Origin of the sequence: Neorhizobium alkalisoli, assembly GCF_002968635.1 — a bacterium.
Taxonomy (GTDB): domain Bacteria; phylum Pseudomonadota; class Alphaproteobacteria; order Rhizobiales; family Rhizobiaceae; genus Neorhizobium; species Neorhizobium alkalisoli.
In genome coordinates, this window is record NZ_PVBN01000006.1 from 282,819 (window position 1) to 305,976 (window position 23,158).

Annotated in this window: 23 protein-coding genes and 1 pseudogene; 9 read left to right on the top strand and 15 right to left on the bottom strand. The window is 62.3% G+C overall.

From position 1 onward, the window contains the following. On the bottom strand, positions 1 to 1,650 hold the full coding sequence (gene bglA / locus C5L13_RS15670) for a beta-galactosidase BglA (protein ID WP_105384209.1): 1,650 nt from the start codon (positions 1,648 to 1,650) through the stop codon (positions 1 to 3). Between the two features lie 143 nt (positions 1,651 to 1,793). On the opposite strand from bglA, the gene C5L13_RS15675 reads away from it, so the two are divergent. Beyond that, the gene (locus C5L13_RS15675; RefSeq protein ID WP_105384210.1) at positions 1,794 to 2,708 is read left to right on the top strand and encodes a sugar kinase; all 915 of its coding nucleotides are present in this window, start codon (positions 1,794 to 1,796) and stop codon (positions 2,706 to 2,708) included. Between the two features lie 35 nt (positions 2,709 to 2,743). Here the strand turns inward: C5L13_RS15675 and C5L13_RS15680 are convergent, their stop codons facing one another. Further along, positions 2,744 to 3,826 carry a calcium-binding protein gene (locus C5L13_RS15680; RefSeq protein WP_105384211.1) on the bottom strand — a complete coding sequence of 361 codons (1,083 nt, stop codon included), beginning with the start codon at positions 3,824 to 3,826 and terminating at the stop codon, positions 2,744 to 2,746. Positions 3,827 to 3,935: 109 nt separating this feature from the next. Beyond that, positions 3,936 to 4,814, bottom strand: a complete 879-nt coding sequence (locus tag C5L13_RS15685; protein ID WP_342588180.1) for a fused DSP-PTPase phosphatase/NAD kinase-like protein — start codon at positions 4,812 to 4,814, stop codon at positions 3,936 to 3,938. A gap of 159 nt (positions 4,815 to 4,973) precedes the next feature. Between C5L13_RS15685 and C5L13_RS15690 the strand changes: the two genes are divergently transcribed. From C5L13_RS15690 to C5L13_RS15705, 4 genes and pseudogenes are all read left to right on the top strand, one after another. Continuing rightward, a complete protein-coding gene (locus tag C5L13_RS15690; protein ID WP_105384212.1) occupies positions 4,974 to 6,038 on the top strand; it encodes a glycosyltransferase family 4 protein in 1,065 nt (354 codons plus the stop codon). A gap of 187 nt (positions 6,039 to 6,225) precedes the next feature. Then, the gene (locus C5L13_RS15695; protein ID WP_105384213.1) at positions 6,226 to 6,603 is read left to right on the top strand and encodes a VOC family protein; all 378 of its coding nucleotides are present in this window, start codon (positions 6,226 to 6,228) and stop codon (positions 6,601 to 6,603) included. A gap of 18 nt (positions 6,604 to 6,621) precedes the next feature. Continuing rightward, positions 6,622 to 7,515 (top strand): arginase family protein, encoded by an 894-nt coding sequence (locus tag C5L13_RS15700; RefSeq protein WP_105384214.1) that lies wholly within the window; start codon positions 6,622 to 6,624, stop codon positions 7,513 to 7,515. A 71-nt stretch (positions 7,516 to 7,586) separates the two neighbouring features. Then, a pseudogene (locus C5L13_RS15705) lies at positions 7,587 to 7,694 on the top strand (IS5/IS1182 family transposase); the annotation flags it as partial. A gap of 77 nt (positions 7,695 to 7,771) precedes the next feature. Here the strand turns inward: C5L13_RS15705 and der are convergent. Together der and C5L13_RS15715 are read right to left on the bottom strand one after the other, a co-directional pair. Continuing rightward, positions 7,772 to 9,199, bottom strand: coding sequence for a ribosome biogenesis GTPase Der (der, locus tag C5L13_RS15710; RefSeq protein ID WP_105384215.1), 1,428 nt, complete (start codon positions 9,197 to 9,199; stop codon positions 7,772 to 7,774). A gap of 31 nt (positions 9,200 to 9,230) precedes the next feature. Next, positions 9,231 to 9,905, bottom strand: coding sequence for a tetratricopeptide repeat protein (locus C5L13_RS15715; RefSeq protein WP_105384216.1), 675 nt, complete (start codon positions 9,903 to 9,905; stop codon positions 9,231 to 9,233). A gap of 208 nt (positions 9,906 to 10,113) precedes the next feature. Between C5L13_RS15715 and C5L13_RS15720 the strand changes: the two genes are divergently transcribed. Then, positions 10,114 to 11,100: a polysaccharide deacetylase family protein gene (locus tag C5L13_RS15720; RefSeq protein WP_105384217.1), complete on the top strand. Its 987-nt coding sequence runs from the start codon at positions 10,114 to 10,116 to the stop codon at positions 11,098 to 11,100. A 384-nt stretch (positions 11,101 to 11,484) separates the two neighbouring features. On the opposite strand, the gene sbmA is transcribed toward C5L13_RS15720, so the two are convergent. Continuing rightward, positions 11,485 to 12,765 carry a peptide antibiotic transporter SbmA gene (gene sbmA / locus C5L13_RS15725; RefSeq protein ID WP_105384218.1) on the bottom strand — a complete coding sequence of 427 codons (1,281 nt, stop codon included), beginning with the start codon at positions 12,763 to 12,765 and terminating at the stop codon, positions 11,485 to 11,487. A gap of 126 nt (positions 12,766 to 12,891) precedes the next feature. Beyond that, positions 12,892 to 14,070 (bottom strand): YbfB/YjiJ family MFS transporter, encoded by a 1,179-nt coding sequence (locus C5L13_RS15730; RefSeq protein WP_105384219.1) that lies wholly within the window; start codon positions 14,068 to 14,070, stop codon positions 12,892 to 12,894. 194 nt (positions 14,071 to 14,264) lie between these two features. On the opposite strand from C5L13_RS15730, the gene C5L13_RS15735 reads away from it, so the two are divergent. Then, positions 14,265 to 14,480, top strand: coding sequence for a hypothetical protein (locus C5L13_RS15735; protein WP_170117273.1), 216 nt, complete (start codon positions 14,265 to 14,267; stop codon positions 14,478 to 14,480). 3 nt (positions 14,481 to 14,483) lie between these two features. Here C5L13_RS15735 and map read toward each other — a convergent pair whose 3' ends face one another. From map to C5L13_RS15760, 5 genes are all read right to left on the bottom strand, one after another. Continuing rightward, the gene (gene map, locus C5L13_RS15740; RefSeq protein WP_105384221.1) at positions 14,484 to 15,239 is read right to left on the bottom strand and encodes a type I methionyl aminopeptidase; all 756 of its coding nucleotides are present in this window, start codon (positions 15,237 to 15,239) and stop codon (positions 14,484 to 14,486) included. Between the two features lie 27 nt (positions 15,240 to 15,266). Next, positions 15,267 to 16,349: an LLM class flavin-dependent oxidoreductase gene (locus tag C5L13_RS15745; protein ID WP_105384222.1), complete on the bottom strand. Its 1,083-nt coding sequence runs from the start codon at positions 16,347 to 16,349 to the stop codon at positions 15,267 to 15,269. A 113-nt stretch (positions 16,350 to 16,462) separates the two neighbouring features. Continuing rightward, complete coding sequence (locus C5L13_RS15750) at positions 16,463 to 16,825, bottom strand: response regulator (RefSeq protein ID WP_105384223.1); 363 nt, start codon at positions 16,823 to 16,825, stop codon at positions 16,463 to 16,465. A 1-nt stretch (position 16,826) separates the two neighbouring features. Continuing rightward, a complete protein-coding gene (locus tag C5L13_RS15755; RefSeq protein ID WP_245571285.1) occupies positions 16,827 to 18,296 on the bottom strand; it encodes a PAS domain-containing sensor histidine kinase in 1,470 nt (489 codons plus the stop codon). A 303-nt stretch (positions 18,297 to 18,599) separates the two neighbouring features. Next, entirely contained in the window at positions 18,600 to 19,070 is a 471-nt protein-coding gene (locus C5L13_RS15760) for an SRPBCC family protein (protein ID WP_105384225.1), read from the bottom strand. Positions 19,071 to 19,312: 242 nt separating this feature from the next. On the opposite strand from C5L13_RS15760, the gene C5L13_RS15765 reads away from it, so the two are divergent. Beyond that, positions 19,313 to 19,555 (top strand): DUF1127 domain-containing protein, encoded by a 243-nt coding sequence (locus C5L13_RS15765; protein ID WP_105384226.1) that lies wholly within the window; start codon positions 19,313 to 19,315, stop codon positions 19,553 to 19,555. Between the two features lie 21 nt (positions 19,556 to 19,576). Here the strand turns inward: C5L13_RS15765 and C5L13_RS15770 are convergent, their stop codons facing one another. From C5L13_RS15770 to C5L13_RS15780, 3 genes are all read right to left on the bottom strand, one after another. Then, positions 19,577 to 20,830 (bottom strand): RNA polymerase sigma factor, encoded by a 1,254-nt coding sequence (locus tag C5L13_RS15770; RefSeq protein WP_105384227.1) that lies wholly within the window; start codon positions 20,828 to 20,830, stop codon positions 19,577 to 19,579. Then, a complete protein-coding gene (locus C5L13_RS15775; RefSeq protein WP_105384228.1) occupies positions 20,827 to 21,201 on the bottom strand; it encodes a YciI family protein in 375 nt (124 codons plus the stop codon). Before C5L13_RS15775 ends, C5L13_RS15770 begins: the two co-directional genes overlap by 4 nt. A gap of 76 nt (positions 21,202 to 21,277) precedes the next feature. Next, complete coding sequence (locus C5L13_RS15780) at positions 21,278 to 22,129, bottom strand: helix-turn-helix domain-containing protein (protein ID WP_245571287.1); 852 nt, start codon at positions 22,127 to 22,129, stop codon at positions 21,278 to 21,280. A 147-nt stretch (positions 22,130 to 22,276) separates the two neighbouring features. Here C5L13_RS15780 and C5L13_RS15785 point away from each other — a divergent pair, with 147 nt between their 5' ends. Further along, positions 22,277 to 23,116, top strand: a complete 840-nt coding sequence (locus tag C5L13_RS15785) for an N-acyl homoserine lactonase family protein (protein ID WP_105384229.1) — start codon at positions 22,277 to 22,279, stop codon at positions 23,114 to 23,116. Positions 23,117 to 23,158 lie beyond the last annotated feature (42 nt).

A 23,158-nucleotide genomic window follows, 5' to 3' on the forward strand; every position in this document is an offset into this window, starting at 1 on the left:
TCACACCCTGGCGCAGAACACGTCGAGCGCATCGAGCTTGACGACGCCTTTCTCGAGCCGCGAGGAAAAGCCCGGCAAGGATACCGGCAGGCAGTCGCCAAGCCGCTTGGGCAGGGTGAAGTCCTGCGCCTCGCGGGTCAGATTGAAGACGAAAAACAGCTTTTCGCCGCCCTTTTCCCGCACGAAGGCCAAAAGGTCCTGATTGGTGTCGAGAAAGGTCATGTCGCCGTCGACCAGCGGCGGATGCGCCTTGCGGAAGGAAAGCGTGGCCCGATAGTGGTTGAGTACCGAATCCTCCTGAGCTTCCTGCGTATCGACGGCGCGGGCCGCGTGTTCGCTCGGCACCGGCAACCAGGTCTTTGACCCTTCGGTGAAACCCGCGTGCGGCACGCCGGCCTCCCAGACCATCGGCGTGCGGCATCCGTCGCGGCCCTTGAAGGCCGGCCAGAAACGGATGCCATAGGGGTCGCGCAGGTCCTCGTAGGCAAGCTCTGCCTCCGTCAGCCCCAGCTCCTCGCCCTGATAGAGGCAGATCGAGCCGCGCAGAACCGAAAGAAGCGTGATCGACAGTTTCGCGACCCGGTCCTGCTCCCGGGCGTCCTCTGTGAAGCGGGTCACGTGCCGCACCACGTCGTGGTTCGAAAAGGCCCAGCAGACCCAGCCGTTGCTGACCGTGTCCGCGACGGTCGTCATCACCTTGCGGATGTAGCTCGCATCGAAAGCCGGCCCCAGGAAATCGAACGTATAGCACATGTGCAGCTTGTCGTTGCCGGTCGTGTAGAGCGCCAGCGTCGAGAGCGACCGTGGGCCGTCGCCCACCTCGCCCACGGTCGCGCGCCCCTCGTAGCTGTCGAGCAGCGCCCTCAGCCTCTTCAGGAAGCCGATATTTTCCGGCTGCGTCTTGTCGTAGAGATGGTTCTGCATGGAATAGGGATTGGTATCCGTTTCCATGCCCGCGCCGTCGGTATCGTAGACCATCGGCGGATTGTTGCGGAGCTGCTTGTCGTGGAAATAGTAGTTCACCGTGTCGAGCCGGAAGCCGTCCACGCCCCGGTCGAGCCAGAACTTCACGGTGTCAAGCACCGCCTGCTGGACCTCCGGATTGTGGAAGTTGAGGTCCGGCTGCGAGATCAGGAAATTGTGCATGTAATATTGCTTGCGCACCCCGTCCCACTCCCAGCCCGGCCCGCCGAAGATCGACAGCCAGTTGGTCGGCACGGTGCCGTCCGGTTTCGGATTGGCCCAGACATACCAATCCGCTTTCGGGTTGGTGCGGCTCGAACGGCTTTCGACGAACCACGGATGCCGATCCGAGGTATGGCTGATCACCTGGTCGATGATCACCTTCAGGCCGAGCCGGTGCGCCTCCGCCATCATCTCGTCGAAGTCGGCCACCGTTCCGAACATCGGGTCCACGTTGCAATAGTCCGAAACGTCGTAACCCATGTCGGCCATGGGCGAGGTGAAGAAGGGCGAGAGCCAGATCGCGTCGACACCGAGCGAGGCGACATGCGGCAGGCGGGCCGTGATCCCCTTGATGTCGCCGAGCCCATCGGCGGTCGTATCCTGGAAGGACCGCGGATAGATCTGGTAGATCACCGCGCCGCGCCACCAGTTTGCATCGACCGCCTTCGCCGCTTCCGTCGCCATGCTTCGACTCTCCTGTGTCTGTCGTCCCAGCCAACCTAGAGCCGCCGACGTAAAAGACAACGCAAAAGCAAGGGCCTGAGCGCTCTTGCCATGACCCGAAGTTCGGCCTATGCGACTTGTCCGAGGATATGGAGGGATGAACAGTGGGCGGGCGGCTTCTTTCGATCGGCGAATGTATGGTGGAGCTGTCGCAGGCAGGCGAAGGCTTGCTGCGCAAGGGTTTTGCCGGCGACACGTTCAACACGGCCTGGTATGCCCGCGCCTGCCTGACCGCCGAATGGCTGGTCGACTATTTCACCGCCGTCGGGGATGACCCGCTTTCCTCCGAAATGCTGACGATGATGAAGCAAGCGGGCATCGGCACCGGCTATGTCCGCCGCATCGAAGGCAAGACGCCCGGCCTCTATCTCATCACGTTGAAAAACGGCGAGCGCACCTTCAGCTACTGGCGCGACACCGCCGCCGCCAAGCAGCTTGCCAACGACGCCGACCACCTGCGAAGCGCAGTCGAGGCCGCCGATATCGTCTATTTCTCCGGCATCACGCTCGGCATCCTGGCGCCCGAAGCCGTCGAAACGCTGCTGGCAGAACTGCGCCGCGCCAAGGCGGCGGGCAAGATCGTCGCCTTCGATCCCAATATCCGCCCGCGCCTCTGGCCGAACAAGGACTATATGCTGAGAACCATCGAGGCCGGCGCCCGCGCCGCCAACCTCGTTCTGCCGAGCTTCGATGACGAGACGGCGCATTTCGGCGACGCGGCGGTGACCGATACGATCGCACGTTATCATGGCCTTGGCGTCGAGAATGTCGTGGTGAAGAATGGCGCGGAAGGGGCGACCTTGAGCTTCGGCGGCGCCGAGGCGGTCCAGGTGCCGGCCGTCAAGACAACGGAACTCGTCGACACGACAAGCGCCGGCGACAGTTTTAACGGCGCTTTCCTCTCGGCACTGGTGCGCGGCGCCTCGCCCGCCGAGGCGGCAGCCTACGGCGCCGCCGTCGCCTCGGTCGTCATCGGCCACCACGGCGCCCTGATCAGCCCGACCCTGCTGCCCGGCTGATTGGCTTCGGCTGCCTCTAACGGCAGGTTTCGGGATCAGACGATCACGAAGTCCCGGTAGGTCAGCGAGAGGTTTGGGTCGAGTTCGGCAAACAGGATCCGGCCGCCGGAAGCGCTGCCGTTGCTGTCGTAGAACAGGTCGCCGGTGTCGCGTTCATAAATCAGGAAGTCGTTGGCATCACGCGCAAGGCCGGTGGTATTGCTGAGGAACATGCTGGATGCGATGCCGCCTGTCGCCGTGAAGCGCGTGAAGATCGCGTTGTCCAGTTCGATCGTATCGTAGGTGACGTTGAAATCGTCGATCAGATCCACGTTGCTTGAAGAATTGAGCCCGGTATTGAAAAGAAATCTGTCCGAGCCCGTGCTGCCGATGAGCCTGTCATTGCCGCTGCCGCCTGCGAGCCGGTCATTCCCGGCTCCGCCATTCAAGAGGTCGTTGCCGGAAGCGCCGAGCACGGTATCGTTACCGCTTTCCCCGTAGAGCGAATCGTTGCCGGAATCGCCGTATATGTAATCATTGCCGGCGCTGCCCCAGAGCTTGTTGTTGCCAGTCGATCCATAGAGATGGTCGGCCGCGCCGCTTCCGACCGCGTTCTCTATGCTGACCAGGGTCTCCTCGTAGTCGGTACCCTTGGTATAGGCATAGCCGCCGCGCAGATCGACCACGACGCCGGAGCCGGCCAGATCCGGATCATCGTCCTGCAGCTCGTAGCTAATGACGTCGGTGCCGGAGCCACCGTTGAAGTAGTTGTTGAAGCCGACCGAGTAGAAAGTGTCGTTCCCGATTTCGCCGTAGTAATCGCTGTGGAAGGTCGAAACTTCGAAGACGTCGTTACCGTCGTAACCGCGCACGACATCGTAGTAGTCAGGATTGGTGGAGAATCCGATGGTGGAGTAAAAATCGTTGCCTGTCCCGAGATCAATCTCGTTGCCGCCCTCGTAGACATTGTAGACCCGGTCGTCGCCCGCTCCGGCAGCGACCCAGTTCCATCCACCGTTGGAGCCCCCGACGTTCAGGTAGACGCGATCGTTGCCGCCATAGGCGTAAATGTCGAGCTCGTACCCATAATCGTCCTGATAGATGGTGTTGGCGTAGTCATTGCCCCGCACGATTGCCATATCTCACTCCTGATATTTGGGTCCTGCAGCTTGGGTAGCATCGACAAGATGAACAGCAGCAGAACGACAAATTCATCCGGCAGTTGCCTTCGATTGGCCGATGTGTCTGCTAGGAGTTTGGAAACCCGAGCCAAGGCTCGAGTTCTTCGAAAGTCTCATCCATCCTGTAGGCCGCGGTGAAGGGTATGGACAGATGCCCGTACCGGAAGGACATCTGGCCTTCCGCCTTCTCCTCGCCCTGCTTGGCGACGGCTGCGAGGTAGAGGGCTGAGGCAAGGCTGCTGCGGTCGGCCCCTTCGTCGCAATGGATCAACAGCGGTTTTTCCGCCCGCCGCATCAAGGCGACGAGTTCTTCCGCTTCCGGTTGCGAAAGATCGCGTTTTTTCGGGATCCGAAAATCGTAGTGGGCAATGCCGAGGGATCGGGATGCCGACACCTCTGCGTCATACCAGGTCCGGCCGAAATTGGCGCCGCGAAGGTTGATGACCGAGCGGATCCCGTGTTCCCTAGCATAGCGGGCGACTTCCTCTCCGGTCGGCTGGGCGGACCGGTAGAGTTCCGCCTCGATGACGGGGTGGAAATTGCCGGAAATCTTGAGATACGTGAGGAAGCCGCCGGCCAGCAGCGCGAGGATGCCAAGCGCCCCGATGCCGTTCATCAGGCGCCTGCTGCGAAAGAGGCCGCTCATCCGGCTCAGGGCGCTGAAGAGCGCATCCGGAAGCCGCCTATGGGCGCCCGCATCAGGTTGTCCATCCGCCGTGAAGAAGATCGTACCCGCGCCGATATCGGTCAATACGAGTCGTTCCGGCTGCCCGGCAGGATTCCGCCTTACCAGGATCAATCCTGTCTCCTCCGCCTGCGTTATGAGGGCACGCTCGATCGGGGTCAGGTCTTCCACATCCGTCGGCAGGCTACCCGCGGCGAGCTTCAGCGCCAGCACCAGGCTCGGCAGGTCGACGATTTCGATTTTTGTATTTCGGCTGATCATGCGGATGTTGAGCCCGGCAAGTGGGTCGGAAATGTGTCGCTGAGGAATCCTCTGCCTGTCCAGAGTGACATGCTTCTGTTACAAATTTTTAAGATAGAGGATTGAACACGCGCAGCGGCATCCGAGTCGCCCGCGAGCGGCAATCGGGTCGGCAATCGAATGACCAGAATCACTATCGTGACGGATGCCTGGTATCCTCAGGTGAACGGCGTCGTCCGTTCCATCGAGAACACCAATCGGGAACTTGCCCGCATGGATGTCGAGGTGGTGATGGTGACGCCGCAGGATTTCACCAACGTGCCCTGCCCGACCTATCCCGAGATCCGGCTTTCACTGGCTACCTATGGCCAGGTGGCGGCGGCGATCGAAGCCTCGCAGCCGACCGCCGTGCATATCGCCACGGAGGGGCCGCTCGGCCTGCTCGCGCGCCGCTGGTGCCTGAAGAACCGGGTATCCTTTTCGACGAGCTATCACACCCGGTTTCCGGAATATGTGGCGGCCCGTTTCCCGGTGCCGCTCCGCTGGCTGCATGCCTTCGTGCGCTGGTTCCACAATGCCGGCAATGGCTGCATGGTGGCGACCGCCAGCCTGGAGCGTGAACTGGGCAAGCTCGGGATCAAGAACCTGCTTCGCTGGAGCCGCGGCATCGACCAGACGGTATTCCACCCGATGGTGCTCGACGAACGCCCGTTCGACCTGCCTCGGCCGATCTTCATGACGGTCGGGCGCGTCGCGGTGGAAAAGAACCTGCCGGCCTTCCTCGATCTCGATCTTCCCGGCTCCAAGGTGGTCGTCGGCGACGGCCCGGCCCGTGCCGAGCTCGAAAAGCGGTATCCGAACGTCCTTTTTACGGGCATGAAAATCGGAGAGGATCTGGCCCGCGCCTATGCCCAGGCCGATGTCTTCGTTTTCCCGTCCAAGACCGATACCTTCGGCAACACCATTCTGGAAGCGCTGGCGAGCGGCGTTCCGGTCGCCGCCTATCCGGTCACCGGGCCGATCGACATCATCGAGGAAGGGTCCGGCGCCGGCGCGCTGAACGAGGATCTGCAGGAAGCATGTCTGGCGGCGCTGAACTGTTCGCGGGAAAACGCCCGAAAGCTCGCCCGCAATTTCACCTGGGAGGCTGCGTCGAGGCAGTTTCTGAACAACGTGCTGACGGCGCAGGGCCGCCGCCCGGCACTGCCCGGGCCGACGAAGGGTGTCAGCCCCTCCGCGGTGTGATGGGCACCCAACCTCCCCCTTTAAGGGAGGTCATCGCGAAGCGATGGGTGGGGGTGAACATTTTTTGACTGACTAGGCCGTGCCCCATAAATGCGAGCGGCTGAGATAGATGGGCAAAAACAGTCGGCTTTGATGGAACAATGACCGGAAGCTGCCGTTACGGGACAAAGCCGGAACGGAGGTAGTTGTGATCCATCATGTCTCTGTCGGGACGAATGATGTTGGGCGTTCGAAGCGCTTCTACGATGCTGTTTTGCCCATCCTTGGCCTTGTGCCGATGGCCGAGGACGAGGGTGGACTGGGCTACGGAAGCGGCACGTTTCACTTCAGCGTTCAGGTTCCGATTGATGGAAAACCGGCGACCGTGGGCAACGGCACTCATATCGCCTTTGCCGTCGAGGACCGTTCGATGGTCGATCGATTTTACGCAGCAGCATTGAAATATGGTGGCAGCGACGATGGCGCTCCGGGGCTGCGGCCGAACTACGATGCCAACTATTATGGGGCGTTTGTCCGCGATCCAGACGGTCACAAGATCGAGGCAGTGACCTACTCCGCGAAATAACCGCTAACGGAGGCGCGCATGCCGACCCGTCCCTATGCAATTCTCGAAGCTCCCTCTACGCTCGGCTTGGCGACCGACGGTGTGGAGCACTTGCCCGGCCAGCTCTTGGGCCTCGGTCTTGCGGAGCGCATTCACGCGCGCCGCGCCGGGCGGCTGGCGGTGCCTCCGAAGGACCCTACGCCCGATCCCGAGACCGGCATCCTGAATGCCAGGGCAATTGCGGCGTGGCCGCCCAAGCTCGCCGACGCGGTGGAAGCCGTGCTTGACGCTGTCGAGTTTCCGGTAGTGCTCGGCGGCGATTGCACGATCCTGCTGGGCTCGATGCTCGCGTTTCGACGGCGCGGTCGCTACGGCCTGTTCTTCATCGACGGCAACGCCGATTTCTTCCAGCCGGAGGCGGAACCCAATGGCGAGGGCGCCTCGATGGACCTTGCCCTGGTCACCGGCTACGGCCCGCCGCATCTGACCGACATTGAAGGTCGCGGTCCACTGGTCCGTCCCGAAGACGCTGTCGCGTTCGCGTATCGCGATCACAAGGATCAGGAGGAGTACGGAAGCCAGCCGCTCCCCAAGGAGCTCAAGGCGATTGACCTTCCCGCCGTGCGTGCGATGGGCATCGAGGCCGCCGCGCGCGAAGCGGTCGACCACCTGACGCGAGAGGAACTCGACGGCTTCTTCATCCATCTCGACGCCGATTGCCTCGACGACGCCATCATGCCCGCTGTCGATTTCCGCATGCCGGGTGGGTTGTCGTGGGACGAGCTAGGGGTCGCGCTTCGGGTTGCCTTGGCGAGCGGCAAGGCAGTCGGCATCGAGATCACCATCTATAACCCGCGCCTTGATGAGGACGGCAGCGCCGGGCGCGGCCTGGCCGATGTACTAGCCGTAGCGCTCGGTACAGCAGCGCCCTGAATACGGCGAGCAACGTCTGCTTTCCGGCGCAGCTGGACGCACTGTGAACGACGGACTCTGAGACGGTTGCCTTCCGCCGTATCGCCACACGATGCGACAGGCACGCCGCAAACTTCCTGGCGATGGTTCGGCTCGCCTCAATGCGGCCTTGGCTCCGCGCTCATGAGTCAACGGTCTAGCCTCAACGGAGGCTGGTTGGTCACCCCACCTCGGCGCGATGCGCCGACCCTCTCCCATCAAAGGAGGATGGCCCCAACTACCTCTTCCTTTTCCTGCCTTCGAACGGGTTTTCGCCCGCCTTGAAATGAATGCGGATCGGCACGCCCGGCATCTGGAAATCGTTGCGCAGCCCGTTGATCAGGTAGCGCACATAGCTTTCCGGAAGCGCATCGGGCCTGGTGCAGGACACCATGAAAGCCGGGGGGCGAGCCTTCACCTGGGTCATGTATTTGAGCTTCAGGCGGCGGCCGGAAACGGCCGGTGGCGGATGCTGGATCTGCACGCCGTCGAGCCAGCGATTGAGCCTTGCGGTGGAGATGCGCTTGTTCCAAACCCGGTCGGTGTCGATGATGTTCTGCATCAGCTTGTCGAGCCCGTAGCCGGTCTGGCCCGAGATCGGCACCGCGCGGATGCCCCGCGCCTGCGGCAACAGCCGTTCGGTCTTTTCGCGGAGATCCGCCAGAACCGCCTGCGGATCCTCCACGAGATCCCATTTGTTGAAGGCAAGCACCGCGGCGCGTCCCTCGCGGAGCACCAGATCGGCGATCTGCAGGTCCTGCTTCTCGAAGGGGATCGTCGCGTCGAAGACGATCACCACCGTCTCGGCAAACCGGATGGCGCGCAGCGCATCGGCAACCGAAAGCTTTTCGAGCTTTTCCTGAACCCTTGCCTTGCGGCGCATGCCGGCGGTGTCGAACATCTTGATGGTTCGCCCGCGCCAGTCCCATTCGACCGAGATGGAATCGCGCGTGATGCCGGCTTCCGGTCCGGTCAGCAGCCGGTCTTCGCCGAGGAACCGGTTGATCAGCGTCGATTTGCCGGCATTCGGGCGGCCGACGATTGCAACGCGGAGCGGCTTCGTCTCGTCATAGACCGGCTCCTCTTCGGCCTCGCCTTCGGCGCCCACCTCGGACTGGAGAACGTCGACATTGGTCTCGGCTTCGAAATCGTCCTCCGGAAAGGCCCTGTCCTCGCCGAGCGCCTCGACGATCGCGTCGCGCAGGTCGATCATGCCCTCGCCGTGCTCGGCGGAAATCGGCACCGGCTCTCCAAGTCCCAGGGTGAAGGCGTCGTAGAAACCGGCATCCGAGCCGCGCGCTTCCGATTTGTTGGCGACGAGCACGACCGGCTTGCCGCTGCGGCGCAGGAGTTCGCCGAATGTCTTGTCGAGCGGCGTCAGGCCGGATTTGGCGTCGACCACGAAGAGCGTCAGGTCGGCATCTTCGATCGCCGCCTCCGTCTGGGCGCGCATCCGGCCTTCCAGCGTTTCGGGTCCGGCCTCTTCCAGGCCGGCAGTGTCGATGATCGTGAACTTGAGGTCCACGAGCTTGGCGTCGCCCGGACGGCGGTCGCGGGTGACGCCCGGCGTGTCGTCGACAAGCGCCAGCTTCTTGCCCACCAGCCGGTTGAAGAGCGTGGACTTTCCGACATTCGGGCGTCCGACGATGGCGACGGTGAAGCTCATCTTTTTTCCTTAGACCTCGACCGGCAGAAACTTAGGGCGCCTTGCCGGAAGAGGCGATATTGTCGAGCATGATCTGCGCGCGGTTGGCGACATTGCGCGGCGCGGCGGTGTCGTTGGCAATCTGCTGGAACCATTCCTTGGCTTTTGCCATATCGCCGGCCTTGTAGGCGGAAAGCCCGAGCGCCTCGCGGGCGGAATTGGCAAGCGGATTGCCGGGATTGGCGGTTGCCTGCACTTCGGCGGCGACCTGTTCGTAGGTGCCGGTGTCGATCAGCAGCCAGGCGGCACGCATCTTGGCGAGGTCGCGGACCGCCTGCGGTGCGGCGGCCTCCTTGCCGATACCCGAAAAGGCGGCGATCGCGCCGGCCGTGTCGCCCTTGGCCTGCTGCACCGAGGCGGCGCGCATCCGGGCAAGGACGGGATAGGCGCCGGTACCGTCTTTTTCCAGCGCTTCGAATGCGGAAAGCGCCTCGTCCAGCTTGTTGTCTTCGGCAAGCTTCAGGGCTGCGAGGAACTGGTCGCCGGACTTGGAAGACGTATGGCTGTCATACCATTCATAAAGCACGCTGGCGGTCGTGCCGCCGATGATCAGCACGGCAATCGCGATCACCAGCGAGCGGTAACGGCTCCAGGCATACTTCATCTGGTCGGAGCGGAGCTCCTCGTTAACCTCGCGGATAAAACTGTCGTCGTCGTGCTGCGCCATCAAAGTCTCCGGCCAAAGCGGCCTCAATCCCAATAAGAAAGCGCCTTCTAGCCTATTTTCCCTGAGATGTAAGGCCCCTCTCACGATTCTGACCAAGCTTGTTAACGGCTCTCAGGCATCAATCACGCTTTCGTGCCACGCCTCCCAAGCTTCGCCTTATTCGCCGGCCACAACACCGGCGCCGCTTATTTGTGATTCAGGTTCGTTGATGCGTCTGTTTGCCCTTCCCCTCGCCCTCTGCCTTTCGCTTGTCCCTGCGATGTCGCAGGCGATTGAAAAACCGAAGCAGCTGGTGATGATCTCCTTCGACGGCGCCGGCGCCAACCATCTCTGGCAGAGGAGCCGCGATCTCGCGAGCCGCGTCGACGCCCATTTCACCTATTTCCTTTCCTGCACGCTGGTCATCGAGCGGGCGAAGGCGAAAAGTTATCAAGGCCCGCGCCAGAAGCCCGGCAAGTCCAATATCGGCTTCGCCCAAACGGCGGCGGAGGCGCGCGAACGGCTCGGCCATGTCTGGCAGGCGCATCTCGAAGGCCATGACATATCGAGCCATACCTGCGGTCACTTCGACGGCGGAGAGTGGACGGCGGCCGACTGGACCACGGAGTTCAGGACCTTTGACGATGTGCTGACCGGTGCCTGGAAAACGGTCGGCGCCGAGGCGGAGGAGCCCGCCGGCTGGAAGGATTTCGTCAGAAACGGCATCACCGGTTTCCGCGCGCCTTATTTCTCGACAAGCCCGGGCATGGTGGAGGCGGAAAAACAGGCCGGCATCCGTTATGACGCAAGCCTGGTGACCAAGGGACCGATGTGGCCGGAGGAAAAGAACGGGCTCATCCGTTTCGGCCTGCCGCTGATCCCGGAAGGCCCCTCGGGCCGGCCGATCATCGCCATGGACTACAATCTCTTCATCCGCCATTCCGGCGGCCTCGACAATCCGAGCCGCTCAGCCGAGTTCGAAGAGCGCACCTATTCGGCCTTCCGGGCCGCTTTCGACAAGCAGTATGACGGGGAACGTATTCCCCTGCAGATCGGCCTGCATTTCGTGGAAATGAACGGCGGCGCCTATTGGCGCGCCATGGAGCGGCTGGTGACGGAGGTCTGCGGAAAGGAAGACGTCGCCTGCGTCAGCTATTCCCAAGCGATCGACATGCTGAAGCATCGCGAAAAGCCGAGCGAGACCTCGGGGTTGTAGAATTATCCCCTCCCGGCCTGCCGGGAGGGGATAATTCTATCCATGGCAAAAAGATCTTCTCACCTCGTCAATCTCTTACCGCCTTCGGGCTCCCCTTTTCATCCCCGCCTGCCGACGCGGCACGATAATCGCCCTCGTCATCGGATGGGAAACCGGGTTCGCGAACCGGCCTCCTCCTCTGGGTTCGAAGCTCGGTTTCCGGTGATGGTTGTGGAAAGGCGGCAGCGGAGGGCTGGGAAATCCTCCAAAGACGCCAAACGCAATCGGGGTAGGCGGAAAGCCTGACACCAATACCCTTGAAATACCCGCCTGCCCCAATCCCAAAACAAAACCGCGCCGGGGTGACGATCCGGCGCGGCCAAATGTGCTTGCGTTGAAGACCGATCAGTACGGCCGGTCGGCCGCCAGTTCTCCGTCCATTTCCTCCCGCGCCAGATAACGCTGGTCGATCTCCGGTAGCGGCTGATCGTCGATCGCCGCCTCGAAAGCGACGAGGCGCTTGTGGATGGACAAGAGTTCGATGATCGTCGACCAGTAGTTGACGAGATACTGGAACGAATTGCTGACTTCCCCGAACGCGGTCAGGATTTGCTGCCAGATGCCGAGGGTGATGCGGCCAGCAACGAAAGTCGGGATAAGGATGACGCTGATGAAGATTGCGTCCAGCTGTCCATAGGTATAGCGGGCAACGTTGAAGTAGAGATAGTGCCAATACATGCGGAAATAGTTTCGCCGCACGTTGGAGAAGAGTTCCCGGACGGTGACTGGATCGGCGCGATCCACGTGATCCTCCCCGTAAACCAGCTCTTTACGGAACGCTGCCTCGACGCGCTGATTTCGGAACTGCAACCCCGGCAGCTTGATACCCGCTACAGCGAGCAGCACCGTACCGAAGAGGGACCAGATTATTGCAAGCCAGAAGAGGGAATGAGGAACCGCACCCAGGATCGGAAGCTCCGACACATGCTCTGAAAGAGCGAAAAGAAGCGGCAGGAAGACCACCAACGTCATGACGGAATTGATGAGAACCACGCCAAGGCCTTCGAGAATGTTGGCAAAGCGCATGGTGTCTTCCTGCACACGCTGGGAGGCGCCTTCGATATGCCTGAGCTTGTCCCACTTCGACAAATAGAAGTCGTTCATCGCCGTACGCCAGCGAAACACATAGTGGTTGGTGAAGAACGCGGTGGCGACATTGAGTATGATGCTCAGAACGCCGATCTCGAGAAACCGAAACTGGTACTCGTAGAGCAACGGTGCCGTTACGCTCTTGTCGCCGGAAAGTGCCTTTTGAACCAGGTCCCAAAACGGTCCCCGCCAATTGTTGATGGCGACTGATAGCTGGACGCTGAAATAGGCAATGAAGATGATGAAGGCCGAACCCCAGATGGACCAGTTGGACCAGGGATGGTCCCTGTCGATGAGTTTCCAGGCAATGCCGAAGATCAGCACGAATATGGTGAAGTAGATGTAGAACCAGATGTTCTCTGGGGTAAGGAAGAATGCCAGGCCGATCGGCGGTCTTTCGCCATCGGGAAGCGGCGGCAACCCGACGGCGGCCCCCATTTGCGGCCCTACCGTATACCAGACGAGAATACAAACGAGCGACCAGATGGCAGCGGATGTGAAGAATAACTTCGGTCGGGGAAAGAACGAATGGAACACGGAGCTTTGGCTTTCCTGAGTTCGAGATCTCTGAAGGTCGGGAACGACTGTAGAGCGCGAAACTAAGGCAGTTCCAAGAATGCGGCAATGGCCGCAGGCGATGCTTACACAATTGTAACCATGGGATTATTGGCTCCGCTGCGGTGCAACCGGCAGCGCCAGCAGGACGCAGACGACAAGGACTGCTGCCGCAAGTATCGTCGGCAGGGTGAAGCTGCCGCTCCGCTCCGCCACCCAGCCGGCCACCAGCGGGCCGATGATCTGGCCGGTGCCGAAGGCCGCCGTCATGAAGGCGAGCGCCCGGCGCGGACTGTCGGGCGAAAGCGCGCGGGCGATCTGGAGCCCGTAGGCCGTGACCACCATGAAAGTGGCACCGAGCAGAAGCCCGCCGACCAGTGCACCCGCCGTCGGCGGCAGCAGGACGGAGCCGAGCACGCCGACCGCCTGCAGCCCGAGCGCCGCGGCATAGGCCGTGGTGAGCCCGAAACCCCTCACCACCGGACGCCAGAGGACGAGCGAAACCGCCGCCGCCGTGCCGGTCAGGAACCAGGCGAGGAATTCCACGATCGGGCCGGCGTCTCCCATCCGCGCGATCGTGACGAGGAAGGTCGCGGTGATGACGTATCCGAAGCCGAACAACCCGTAGGAGGCGGTGAGGAGGACCAGCGGCAGGCGCCAGCGAAGCGGTGGTTCGATGGCTGAACCGCCCCCGAAAATCGGTCGCGGCAGAAGCCAGCCGACGGCGGCCGAGATGACGATAACGATCGCAGCCCCGGCAAGCCAGTTCGCCTGCCAGCCGTGCGCGCCGTCGCCGGCGACCGCATTGACCCCAAGCACCAGCGCGGAGGAAAGCGCGATCCCCGCTCCGACGCCGCCGAAATGCAGGACATTCACATTGTCCCGTCCGACCGCATGGGGCAGCACGATCGACGAGGTGAAGATCATCGCAAGGGCGCTCGCAAGCCCTGCAAGGAAGCGGATGACGGTAAAGGCGAAGACGGACGTGGTCGCAGCCATGGCCGCGAGCAGGATCGCCGTCGCCAGCAGTCCGCCGAGCGCCACCTGCCGCTCGCGTCCGGCCGCCCAGCCATAGGCGGAGAGGATCGCGCCGGCGAGATAACCGGCGAAATTGCCCGCCGCGATGAAGCCTGCATCGGCCGCCGAAAGCGGAATTCCACCCATCATCCCGGGCAGGATCGGGGTATAGAAGAAACGCCCGAACCCCATCGCCGCCGCCATGGCGATGGCGCCGGCAAATCCGGTCAAGAGAGGGCGGCTGGAATGGTCGATGTTCATCTGCAGCATGGTTCGCTTATCGCAGCCGCAGCCGGTCGGCACAAATCAGCAATTGTCATCCCTGCGATCAGCAGCGCTGATCACGAATCATCACGCAACTGCCGCGACGATTTGATGCGGCGCAATACGACTTTCGTCTTGTTGCTGTCACGAATGCAGGTCAATGTTAGCAGGTCGTCATGTTGCACGGCGGAGGATTGAACATGGACACCGACCTGACCCTATCGGAAGTGCTTGTCGACCCCCTTATCGCTCAGGTCCGCAAGGCCGACCATGTCGGCTATGCTGCCTTCGCGCAGTTGATGGAAAGTGCTGCGCGGATTCACACGCGACAGCTTCTTGAACATCTGAACGAGGAACGTGCCGACGCCTTCTATCGCCGCGTTGCAGCCATATCCGAACAGAGCGAGCTCTCGTAAATTTCACGCAGGAAGCGTCAGGATCAGCGGTCCGTTGCGGGTCACCACCACCGTGTGCTCGTATTGAACGGTCGGCGCCTTCGGGTCGCTGTAAAGCGTCCAGACGTCGCCGTTACCGCCGTCCTCGGCCCAGTTGGCGCCCATTGAAAGAAACGGCTCGACGGTAAAGACCAGCCCCTCCTCGAGAATCCGGTCTTCGTCCGGATCCGGCCAGGTCGGTACTTCCTTCGGCTCCTCGTGCAGCGAGCGGCCGATGCCGTGGCTCGATAGATTGGTGATCAGCGTGTAGCGGTTCTTCTTGGCGAAGCTACCGATGGCATTGCCGATGCCGGCGATCGGCTTGCCGGACTTCACCTGCTGCAGCCCGGTCCAGAGCGCCCGGCGCCCGTCGCGGCAGAGTTTTTCGATCTCGCGCTTCACCGGCGGCACGGCATAGGAAGCCCCGGTATCGCCGAAGAAGCCGTCCTTCACCGCCGACACGTCGATATTGACGAGGTCGCCCGCGTTGATCACGCGGTCGCCGGGAATACCGTGCGCCACTTCCTCGTTGACGCTGATGCAGGTTGCCGCGGGAAACTGGTAGCAGGTCTCCGGCGCCGATTGGGCGCCGGCATTTTCAAGGATCCTGCGGCCGATATCGTCCAGCTCGCGGGTCGTGATCCCGGGCTCCAGTGCCTTGCCCATCGCCTCCATCGCCTGCGCGCAGAGCCTTCCGATCTCCTTCAGCTTGGCGAGTTCGTCTTCGGTGGAAATGACCATGGCCTGTCCGTGTTCTTCCTTTGCGTATCAGGCGGCCGGTTTCGCGCCATCGCTGCTGCCCGTCAATTCTTTTCTGACGCCCCCTATTTCTTTTCTGACGATCGGAGCGACCTTCGTGCCGTAGAGCTCGATGCCGCGCATGACCTGGTCGTGCGGCATCGGCCCGATCGCCATCTGCAGCAGGAACCGGTCCATGCCGAACAGCCGATGCGCGGCGATGATCTTTTCCGCCACCAGTTCCGGCTCGCCGACGAAGAGATTGCCGAGCGGCCCGCGCGACTGGTCGAAATACGCCCGGCTGGTCGGTCCCCAGCCGCGTTCGCGGCCGATGCGGTTCATCACCTCCGCCTGCGGGCCGTAGAACTGATCGGCCGCCGCCTCCGTCGTATCAGCGATGAAGCCGTGCACGTTGATGCTCGTCTTCAGCTTTGCAGCATCCTGGCCGGCCCGGCGGGCAGCCTCGCGGTAGAGGTTGAAGAAGGGCGCAAAGCGCGGATATTCGCCGCCGATGATGGCGACCGCGAGCGGCAGGCCCATGGCCCCTGCCCGCGCTACCGATTGCGGCGTACCGCCCACCGCGATCCAGACCGGCAGCGGATCCTGCAGCGGACGCGGATAGACGCCCCGGCCGTTGATGGCCGGCCGTAGCTGGCCTTCCGACCACGTCACGATCTCCTGCTCCTGGATCGCCAGCAACAGGTCCAGCTTCTCGGCAAACAACTGGTCGTAATCGCCGAGGTCGTAGCCGAAGAGCGGGAAGGATTCGATGAACGAGCCTCGGCCCGCCATGATCTCCGCCCTGCCGTTCGAAATGAGGTCGACCGTCGCGAACTGCTGGAAAACCCGCACCGGGTCATCCGAGCTCAGCACCGAAACGGCGCTGGTCAGGCGAATGGTCTTCGTTCGCGCCGCAGCGGCTGCAAGCACCACGGCGGGCGAGGAGACCACGTAGTCCGGGCGGTGGTGTTCGCCAAGCCCGAAGACGTCGAGCCCCACCTGGTCGGCGAGCTCGATCTCTTCCAGAAGATCCTTGATCCGGCGGGCGCCTTCCGCGCCCTTGTCGAGCGCTGCGGCGTCGACATCGCCAAAGGTATGAAGTCCGAGTTCCATCGTGAAAAATCCGTTCGTTGATGACGGTCAGATAGTTATCCGGCCGTCGGCGCGCAAACGCGAATCTTTCGAAGGGTCTGTTCGATCGATTGGATAGGTCGCCGGAAACGTCGTCAGGCGGCGGCCGGCGGGGGAGCCAGCAGTTCGACCGCCCGCCGCAGGTCGTCGATCAGGAACGGCTTGGTGATCACGGGCCATTGCTGATAGCCGGGTTCGATGCCGGCCGCGCCATACCCGGTCGCGAAAACGAAAGGAATGCCGCGAGCGGCGAGGATATCGGCGACAGGAAACGATTTGTGCCCGTCCAGATTGACGTCGAGTATGGCCAGATCGATTTCGAAGGTCGCCGCCATCTCCTCTGCCTGTTTCAGGCGCATGGCGAGATCGACGACCTCATGGCCGAGTTCGACGAGCATGTCCTCGACCAGCAGCGAAATGGTCATCTCGTCCTCGACAACAAGAATTCGCAACGTCATCTCAGTGGCTCGCATAAATGGAGTCGGACGCATCGATCGTGCAGACGAAGCCGTTTGGCAGGAATTCCATCTTGGCCTCTCCGCCCACTTCTCTTGCCAGCCCCCGCTCGATCAGTGCGGATCCGAATCCGCGCTGATCCGGTGGTTGAACCCTCGGGCCGCCCTCTTCGCGCCATTCGATCCGCAGGCGCTTTGCGCCGTCCTTCAGATAGGCGGACCAGGAAACGGATACCCTGCCCGCGGAATTCGACCAGGCGCCGTATTTGAGCGCGTTGGTGGCCATTTCATGCATGGCGAGCGTCAAGGCGAGCGCCGTCTTGGCCGAGAGCGTAACGTCGTCGCCCTCGATCACGCACCGGCCCTTCTCGGGGCAATGGGGCCGGATGGCCTGCTCGACGGCGCCACGCAGCGAGGCACCCGCCCATCGCTCGCCGGTCAGAAGATCGTTCGCCTGGCCGAGCGCCACCATGCGGGCGGAAAAGCGCACCTGTGCGTCCTTCAGGTCGGTATTTTTCCGGAAGGTCTGCATGGCGATCGCCTGGATCATGGCGAGGTTGTTCTTGACCCGGTGATTGAGCTCGTGGACGACGAGCTTCAGATGTTCCTCGTTCTGCCGCCGCTGGGTGATGTCGGACGCGGCCCCGAACCATTCGACGATCCGCCCCCTTTCATCGAAGATCGGCACAGCGCGCGACGAGGTCCAGCCGACCGTACCGTCCGCCCGCCGAACGCGATGTTCGAGCTGGAAGACGCTCTTCGTGCGAATCGCCTCGTCGATCACCGACTGTATGTATTCCCGATCCTCGGGGAAAAGGTATATTTCCTGCCAGGCGATGCGCGGGGTTTCCGTATTGGCGAGAAATCCCCGGCCGTCGAGCTGGCGCATTTCCTTCCAGTCCGCGCTCATCGAGTAGACGACATCGGACATGGCATTGGTGAGGGCCCTGAAGCGGCCCTCGCTTTCGCGAAGCCTGCGCTGCCCCAGGACGCTCTTGGTGGTTTCCACCACGACAGCAATGACGCCGGCGGGGTCGCCGCTTTCATCGAGCACCGGAGAATAGTCCAGGTTCATCCAGACCGGCTCCGGCATGCCGTGACGGATCAGCGTGTGCTTCTGGTTTTCGTAGGAGAGAACGCCGCCGGCCATGCAGATCTTCATCACGTTGTCGTTGAAGTCGGCGACCTCTTCCCAGCCTTCCCGGACTTTGGATCCGAGCAGTTGCGGGTGGCGCTCGCCGGCAAAGACGGAATAGGCGTCGTTGTAGATCATGATTCCATCGGCACCCCAGAGAACCACGATGGGCACGGGTGACAGGAGCAGCATGCCGGTCACGGTTCTGAGACTTTGCGGCCAATCCGAAATCGGCCCGAGCGGCGTTTTCGACCAGTCGAAACGCCTGATCAGGTTCCCCATTTCCCCGGTGCCGGAAAATGGCGGATGTTCGTCTTTCGCCGCCGAATATGCAACCACGAAGAGCTCCAGATCATTTCGCGGGACCGCCTGACGAGGGTCGAAGGCACTGCCTGAAATTGCCCTTCACGTCACTATATCACCAGCCGGCCGTCCCGCCTCAAGCAATTTCGAATCTAAACCTAGATCATTCACAACTTCAATGAAATCCGGCGGGATATCGCTTCAAAACGAAACGACGAAGCGTGGCGCGCTCTCGTGTCGATCCGCGATCGGAGCTCTACTCCAATCTTGGGGCGGCTTCGGCCGCCGTTGAATCAAAAATCGAGGAGATGACGCCATCTCCCCGATTTGATTCGTTCTTCAGAAAGTCTTCGCGATCTGCGCGAGCTGGTCGGCGACGATGCCCCAGCCTTCGTGAAAGCCCATTTGTTCATGAGCCTTCCTGTCCTCTTCCGTCCAGTGCAAGGCGGTTGCGGTATAGCGGGTGCGGCCGTTGCCGAGGTCGTCGAACTCGACGATGGCCGTCATGAACGGCTTTTCCGATGGCACCCAGGCGCTCGTGTAAGCGTCGGTGAAGACCAGCTTCCGGTTCGGGACGACCTCCAGATAGACCCCGTGGTTGGGAATCTTTTCGCCTTCCGGCCCCTCCATCAGGATGTAGCTCGATCCGCCTGCACGCAGATCCACCCTGGCTTCTGTCACCTTCCAGGGTTTTGGGCAGAACCATTCGCCCATCCGCTCCGGTGTGGTCCAGGCCTTGTAGAGCTGTTCGGCCGGCGCATCCATCTCGCGCACGAGCTGCAGGGGGTAAGCAGCGGTATTGGCAGTCATTTTCCATCTCCCGTTGGGTTTGAACGACATCGTATCCGATGTTGCCCCAAGGACGGGCGGCGGAAAAGAGATCCGACAGGGCCAGCGAAGATTTTGGGTATTTTTGTCGAGACTGCCGACGAGATCCTCCCGCACGGTCGATTTGACGGAAATTTCACGGCCGTCCGCACGCTGGGCAAACGCCGCGGTGCCATCTTCCCCATCACAGAAATCGACTTGTCGCGTTTCGAGGGAGATCCCTGATGACGAATATCCTGACCACCACGCGCCTCACTCGTGGGCTTGGCGAGCTCCTGCTTGGCGCCGCGGGCTTCTGGTTCAACGAGAACCGCCGGCACGCAAGCCACGCGCGAACCATGAAGATCCTGCACGAACTCAGCGACGAGCAGCTGACCGATATCGGGATTGATCCCTCGCTTGTTCACGTGGGGCCGAGGATGCATGTGGACGCACGGCTCATGACCACCCTGCTCTCGCTTCGGTGAGGAGGGCGGCGATAGCCTCCGTCATTCCACCGGCGAGGGGACGGCGCCGAGCTTGTCGATCTGCTGGCGGATATGGGCGCATTCGGCTGGAGAATTGGCGAGCGCGATTGCCCGGTCGAAGGCTTCGCGCGCCTCGGCCTTGCGGCCAAGCTGCATCAGGAGGCTGCCGCGCACCCCGTGGAAATAGAAATAGCCGTCGAGCCTTTCGGCAAGCGGAGCGATCAGCTCGAGCGCCTGCTCCGGACCGTCAAGCTTCGAGACGGCCACTGCCCGGTTGAGGGTGATGACCGGCGACGGCCGGAGACGTTCCAAAAGGCCGTAGAGCTGGTTGATCTCCGCCCAATCCGTCTCCTTGGGGGTGGCGGCGCGGGCATGCAGGGCGGAGATCGCCGCCTGCACCTGATAGCTTCCGGGCTGGCGATGGCGGATCGCCTTGTCGAGCAGAACAAGGGCCTCGTTGATCAGCTTGCGGTCCCAGAGCGAGCGATCCTGGTCTTCCAGCAAGATGATCTGGCCCTGCGCGTCGAAGCGGGCTCCGGCGCGGGAATGCTGCAGCATCATCAGCGCGAGCAGGCCCATGATCTCCGGCTCTCCGGGAAAGATGCGCAGGAGCAGCCGGGCGAGCCGGATCGCCTCTTCGCAGAAGGCTGCATTGTCCGGATTGTTGACACCGGCGGAATATCCCTCGTTGAAGACGAGATAGATCATCGAGGAAACCATGCCGAGCCTTGTCGCCCGCTCGGCCGCGTCCGGCGTCTCGAACGGCACGCCGGCCTTGGCGACGCGGGCCTTGGCGCGGGTGATGCGTTGCTCCATCGCCGCCTCGCTGACGAGGAAGGCGCGGGCGATCTGCGGCACGGTGAGACCCGAGACGATCCTGAGCGCCAGCGCAATCTGCTGGGTATTGGGCAGATCGGGATGACAGCAGATGAACATCAGACGCAGGATGTCGTCGCGATAGTTGGAATTGTCGAGCCGGTCGGCGATATCGTCTTCCGCATCGGAAAGATCGGAGAAGGCTTCCTCCTCCGGCAGCGGATCGTTCTTGGCACGCTTGCGGACCGCGTCGATGCCGCTGTTGCGGCCGACGAAGATTAGCCAGGCAGTCGGATCGCGGGGCGCACCCTTCTCCGGCCAGGTCCGGATGGCGCGCAGGCAGGCCTCCTGAAACGCCTCTTCCGCGGTGTCGAGATCGCGGAAATAGCGAAGCAGTGCGCCGAGCGCCTGCGGCCGGGCGGCCGTCAGTGCAAGTTCGATCCACGCGATATCGGTCATGTCTTGATTGCTCCGGGGTAAAAGACGTGGAAGGGCCGGATTTCATAGGAACTCGAGCCCGGATTGACGCTCGACAGTTGCTTGGCGAAGGCGACCGCTTCTTCGAGCGTTTCGGCGTCGACGGTGTAAAAGCCGAGCAGCGCCTCCTTGGTTTCCGCGAAAGGACCGTCGATCACCAGCGGCTCGTCCTTGCCCTTGCGCACGGTGGTCGCGGCGGTGGTCGGCATGAGGCGCGCAACAGGTCCGAGCTTGCCGGCCTGCATCAGCGGCTGCTGGACCTCCATGAGCTTGTCCATGACGGCCGCCTCTTCCTCCTTGGACCAGGCAAAGACGGTCTCCTCATGGGCGTAGCAAAGGATGGCGTATAGCATGTCGATCTCCTTCTCCTGTTGAAGACGAAGGAGTAGCCGCTGATCCGACCGGCCGCAGCATTTTTTTTGAAGGAACCTAGCGGCGGCCCGTGGGGCTTGTCCCGAAACTCTCCCGGAAGCGGCGGGAGAAATGCGAGCGGGAGGAGTAACCCGCCGCCTCGGCGGCTGCGAGACTGGATGCACCGGCGACGAGCGCATTTTGCCCTGCCCGGAGGCGCTCGCGACGCAGGATCGTTCGAAACGAGGTCCCTTCGACGGAAAGACGTCGCCTCAGGGTGGAGGCGCCGACCCCGAGTTCTCTCGCCACCTCTGCAACACACCACGATTCGGAAGGAGCCGTCGCGATCAGCCACGCGACCTCTTCCGCAACGCTCTGACGGAACAATGCCCGCGCTTCCGGCAGGGGCCTGAGAAGCGCGAGAACTTCGGTCATCCTCAGCCGTTTGATCGTCTCGCCGGTGGATCCGTCGGCAATCGACGTCGCCGCATGGCAGAGTGCTTCAACCAGGTCTTCGCTGAGCGGCACGCCGAACGAGCCGGTCGCGCCGCCTTCCAGTCGCTCCGCTGCGGAAAGCGGCGCAATTCCCTCCGGCAGGTTCGGCACATCGAGGCGAAGCGCCACGTAAAGCCCGTTCGTCGCATCGGGAATGTTGACGACATCCATCGGCACCCCGGCCGGCAGCACGAAGACCGAGCCCGCCGGGAAGGATTGCGCCCGGTCACCCAGCCACACGTCCTTCTGGCCATAGAGCACGATGCAGATCATCGGGCAGTCGAGCTGGAGCGCCGTCATCCGCTCGCGGTCGAAGCAGCAATAGGCAAAAAGCTGGCCGCCATAGGGATGCATGCCGCGGTCGAGCCGGCCGGACACGACGGGGCGCAGGCGCTCGAGCAGGCGACGGGAGAGATCGGGAAAACGGTCTCGCATGATCAGGTTCATGGGCGCACTATAGCGCATCGCAGCAGGCGAAAAACATGCCTGGTGAGCGTTTCGGGCTCAAGCCGATGAAATTCCGGCACCAGCGTATCCCCAGGAACGGGCAAAAGGCGGCGGCTTCAACAAAGGAGACATTCCATGAAGACCCTTGCTTCTCTCTTCAGCCTCGGCGCCGCATTGCTGGCGCTGTCCAACCCGGCCAAGGCAGCGGCCGACCTCGAGCTCTGGCGGCTCGACTGCGGCTCCGTCGTGATCAAGGACCTGTCGAGCTTTTCCGACACCTTCAGCTATGCCGGTGAAACCCGCACGCTGACCGCCAGCTGCTACGTGATCCGCCACGGCGCCGACTACATGCTCTGGGATGCCGGCCTGCCGGCAGCGCTGATCGGCAAGGCACCGGACCCAAGCCAGGCGATGGCGCCGGCGCTGACGATCGATATACCGACCCAGCTTGCCAGGATCGGCATCAAGCCGGAGCAGATCGGCATCGTCGGCATCAGCCACAACCATTTCGACCATATGGGCCAGGCAACCAGCTTCCCCAAGGCCACGCTGATGATCGGCGCCGGCGACTGGGAAAGCCTGCATGCCGATCCCCTGCCCTTCGCGGTCATGTCCGCGCTGGTCCAGCCCTGGTTGGATGGAAAGGCCAAGGTCGATCCGGTTTCCGGCGATCGCGACGTCTTCGGCGACGGTCAGGTGATGATGCTTGCCATGCCCGGCCACACCGAGGGCGAAACCGCATTGCTGGTAAACCTGCCCCAGACGGGACCGGTCCTGCTTTCGGGCGATGTCGTGCATTTCGAAGAACAGATCGCCAACCGCGGCGTGCCGCCGTTCAACGTCAACAGGGCGGAAAGCCTCGCCTCGATGGAGCGAATGACGCAGATCGCCGAAAAACTCGACGCAAAGCTGATCGTCCAGCACGATGCGAGCCATATCGGCCGCCTGCCGGCTTTCCCGGCCAGCGCCCGGTAACCCAAACACTGTATTCATCAGATCGCCACTGGCGCATCACGC

Excerpts from the sequence above, each read along its gene's own strand:
- bglA (WP_105384209.1), bottom strand. The coding sequence starts at position 1,650 with ATGGCGACGGAAGCGGCGAAGGCGGTCGATGCAAACTGGTGGCGCGGC.
- C5L13_RS15680 (WP_105384211.1), bottom strand. The coding sequence starts at position 3,826 with ATGGCAATCGTGCGGGGCAATGACTACGCCAACACCATCTATCAGGAC.
- C5L13_RS15685 (WP_342588180.1), bottom strand. The coding sequence starts at position 4,814 with ATGATCAGCCGAAATACAAAAATCGAAATCGTCGACCTGCCGAGCCTG.
- C5L13_RS15690 (WP_105384212.1), top strand. The coding sequence starts at position 4,974 with ATGACCAGAATCACTATCGTGACGGATGCCTGGTATCCTCAGGTGAAC.
- C5L13_RS15700 (WP_105384214.1), top strand. The coding sequence starts at position 6,622 with ATGCCGACCCGTCCCTATGCAATTCTCGAAGCTCCCTCTACGCTCGGC.
- der (WP_105384215.1), bottom strand. The coding sequence starts at position 9,199 with ATGAGCTTCACCGTCGCCATCGTCGGACGCCCGAATGTCGGAAAGTCC.
- C5L13_RS15715 (WP_105384216.1), bottom strand. The coding sequence starts at position 9,905 with ATGGCGCAGCACGACGACGACAGTTTTATCCGCGAGGTTAACGAGGAG.
- C5L13_RS15720 (WP_105384217.1), top strand. The coding sequence starts at position 10,114 with ATGCGTCTGTTTGCCCTTCCCCTCGCCCTCTGCCTTTCGCTTGTCCCT.
- C5L13_RS15730 (WP_105384219.1), bottom strand. The coding sequence starts at position 14,070 with ATGCTGCAGATGAACATCGACCATTCCAGCCGCCCTCTCTTGACCGGA.
- C5L13_RS15735 (WP_170117273.1), top strand. The coding sequence starts at position 14,265 with ATGGACACCGACCTGACCCTATCGGAAGTGCTTGTCGACCCCCTTATC.
- map (WP_105384221.1), bottom strand. The coding sequence starts at position 15,239 with ATGGTCATTTCCACCGAAGACGAACTCGCCAAGCTGAAGGAGATCGGA.
- C5L13_RS15745 (WP_105384222.1), bottom strand. The coding sequence starts at position 16,349 with ATGGAACTCGGACTTCATACCTTTGGCGATGTCGACGCCGCAGCGCTC.
- C5L13_RS15750 (WP_105384223.1), bottom strand. The coding sequence starts at position 16,825 with ATGACGTTGCGAATTCTTGTTGTCGAGGACGAGATGACCATTTCGCTG.
- C5L13_RS15760 (WP_105384225.1), bottom strand. The coding sequence starts at position 19,070 with ATGACTGCCAATACCGCTGCTTACCCCCTGCAGCTCGTGCGCGAGATG.
- C5L13_RS15765 (WP_105384226.1), top strand. The coding sequence starts at position 19,313 with ATGACGAATATCCTGACCACCACGCGCCTCACTCGTGGGCTTGGCGAG.
- C5L13_RS15770 (WP_105384227.1), bottom strand. The coding sequence starts at position 20,830 with ATGACCGATATCGCGTGGATCGAACTTGCACTGACGGCCGCCCGGCCG.
- C5L13_RS15775 (WP_105384228.1), bottom strand. The coding sequence starts at position 21,201 with ATGCTATACGCCATCCTTTGCTACGCCCATGAGGAGACCGTCTTTGCC.
- C5L13_RS15780 (WP_245571287.1), bottom strand. The coding sequence starts at position 22,129 with ATGCGAGACCGTTTTCCCGATCTCTCCCGTCGCCTGCTCGAGCGCCTG.
- C5L13_RS15785 (WP_105384229.1), top strand. The coding sequence starts at position 22,277 with ATGAAGACCCTTGCTTCTCTCTTCAGCCTCGGCGCCGCATTGCTGGCG.